General features: G+C 52.1%; 3 protein-coding genes. All 3 read right to left on the minus strand.

The genetic code is table 11. The features are described 5' to 3' along the window. Positions 1 to 169: 169 nt before the first annotated feature. A protein-coding gene (locus tag AO277_RS12755) for an IS5-like element ISPs1 family transposase (protein ID WP_099259010.1) occupies positions 170 to 1,023 on the minus strand; the annotation gives its coding sequence in 2 pieces (ribosomal slippage) (positions 170 to 681 and positions 681 to 1,023; 855 coding nt in all). A gap of 30 nt (positions 1,024 to 1,053) precedes the next feature. Continuing rightward, positions 1,054 to 1,530: a nucleotidyltransferase family protein gene (locus AO277_RS12760; protein WP_161795815.1), complete on the minus strand. Its 477-nt coding sequence runs from the start codon at positions 1,528 to 1,530 to the stop codon at positions 1,054 to 1,056. Between the two features lie 2 nt (positions 1,531 to 1,532). Continuing rightward, on the minus strand, positions 1,533 to 2,090 hold the full coding sequence (locus AO277_RS12765; RefSeq protein ID WP_257214224.1) for a hypothetical protein: 558 nt from the start codon (positions 2,088 to 2,090) through the stop codon (positions 1,533 to 1,535). Positions 2,091 to 2,199 lie beyond the last annotated feature (109 nt).

The raw sequence follows: 2,199 nt of genomic DNA on the forward strand, positions 1-2,199 counted from the left end.
CAATATTCTTTCACGGCTGCGAGTTTTGCCTGCACTGTATATTTACCCATGACGCCTCCAAAGGTTGCGTCCAACCTTCGGGGGTCATACCATTTCCTCGAAAAGAGTGCGCACTTGGATCTCACACACCACGTCTGACTCGGCTTTTGGACGTATCACATAGTGCAAGCTAGGTTTTGTACGAAAAGTATTGCCGCATACAACGTAGGCTACAGGCCAGCGTGACCATGGCTGCGTAGCTCTTGGCCAGCTTGTCGTAGCGGGTGCCGATTCGGCGGTTCTCTTTTAGCCAGCCAAACATCCGCTCAATGATGTTGCGCTGCCGATACTTTGGACGATCGAAGAGTCGGGGCAAGCCAGGCCGGGGGTTGCGTGGCATGGCGCGTAGCGGGATCACAGGCTGTATTCGGTAACGGTCGCAGTAGTAACGCAGGTGTTCCGCGTCATAGCCTTTGTCAGCCAGCAACCATCTACTGCGTTTGCGTGGTCGCCCCGGCTTACCGGAAATGCGCACCTGATCCAGCAACGGCTGGGCGTGGGCGATATCGCTGGCTTGTCCCGGTGAAAGCATGAAGCGCAATGGCACGCCATTAGCGTCGCAAACCATATGAATCTTGGTTGTCAGGCCGCCTCGACTGCGCCCCAGAGCATGGTCTAGCGGTTCTTCAGGCCCCCCTTTTTCCCAGCGCCTGAGGAGGCTCGGGTTGCACGTACCGCCGTGGAGTCGATCATCCAGGTGTCCAGATCGATCAGTCCTTCCTGGTTGAGTCGAATGTGCAAGCGTTCCAGTATCCGGTCGAACGTGCCGTTATCGCGCCAGTCACGAAAACGCTGATACACCGTCGACCAAGGCCCAAAGCGTTCCGGCAGATCACGCCAGGCAGCACCCGAGCACAAAATCCAAAGGACTCCGTGGAGTATCAGGCAATCATCACTACGTGGGCGACCCATTTTCTGCTCGGGAGAAACCAGATCCTTGATCAATTCCCACGATGCGTCGGAGAGTTCGTAACGCTTTGCCATGCGGACCTCCAGCCAATCATGGCGGCAATTCTACCCCCACCGACTTTTCGTACAAAACCTAGTATAATGGCTCTCCTTCAACTCGGTGTTGATGTCCAGCTTTTTGAAAAACTCTGCTGATTCTGGATCCCACGTGTAGGCCTTTGGGGGTTCCACAAGGTGCCAGTCGTTCTTGGTCTTCTTCAGGAACTCCGCGTGAAGTGCAATAAACTGATACTGGTGTAGCAACAAAACTCTCACTCCAGACAGGTCTGTTAGCCGACGGAACATTTCTTCCGGCGCGGGTTCAGCTGCTAAATCGGCAAGTTTTCGGGCTACTTTTTCTGTTAAATGTCCCGGATCCTTAATGCGGCTTTTAACTGAGTGGATAACAGGGTGTGGATGTCCGACCAGTCGCGGGTGTGTCTCAAACCACGTGCGAACTGTCGTCATAAAAATGGACAGCTCATGATTCACCTCAGTGAATCGTTGCAAGCAATGCTGAATCAGCGGCTCGGCGTTTGTCATGTTTAGCCGAGCCTCTCAATGCGTGAGAGGAGATCCTTAGAAAACTCCGTATATTTGTCCAATGTTGCCTCGAAGACCCGCCTGCTCCCCATGACGGTATTCACATCATCACCGAGATTTTCTTCAGCAGGTACTTTCCACATCGGAACGTGATACTTCTGCGACATGCCAGTAAGCGTGTTATGGGTATGCATTATTGCCGTACCGCCTATTGGCTGAGCCAGCACTTCAGCAGGTATAACGTTCCTTACGTCCTCCGGCACGCAGCCCATAATTTCAGCAGGTATCTGAAGGGCGTAATGGTAATGGGCCTTCGCAAGCTCCCAAGGTTGGTTTCCTGCATATTTTTTTGCGTTGTAAATAGTGAAGCCAAGTAACTTGACGAAATCCTCGGGAAAGTTCTTCCGTTTTTCTTCCGATAGTAGATGAAATATCGTGCCGAACTGTTTCTGCCATACCGCGAGCGCACTTCCCAGATTTCGAATACCGTAAAGCGAGAACATATCTGGAGCACAAGGAATGATGAAGCCGTCCGTAGTCGAGATGACTACCTTGTTCAACGCACCAATGCTAGGGTTTGTCTGAAAAGTCGCCTTGGTTAAAATGATGTCCTCTGGTTGCCAAGAGGGCCATCATGACTGACCGTTATGAAATTTCATCTGATCGTTG

The sequence above is a fragment of the Pseudomonas amygdali genome, assembly GCF_002699855.1.
Lineage (GTDB): Bacteria > Pseudomonadota > Gammaproteobacteria > Pseudomonadales > Pseudomonadaceae > Aquipseudomonas > Aquipseudomonas amygdali.

Excerpts from the sequence above, each read along its gene's own strand:
- AO277_RS12760 (WP_161795815.1), bottom strand. The coding sequence starts at position 1,530 with ATGACAAACGCCGAGCCGCTGATTCAGCATTGCTTGCAACGATTCACT.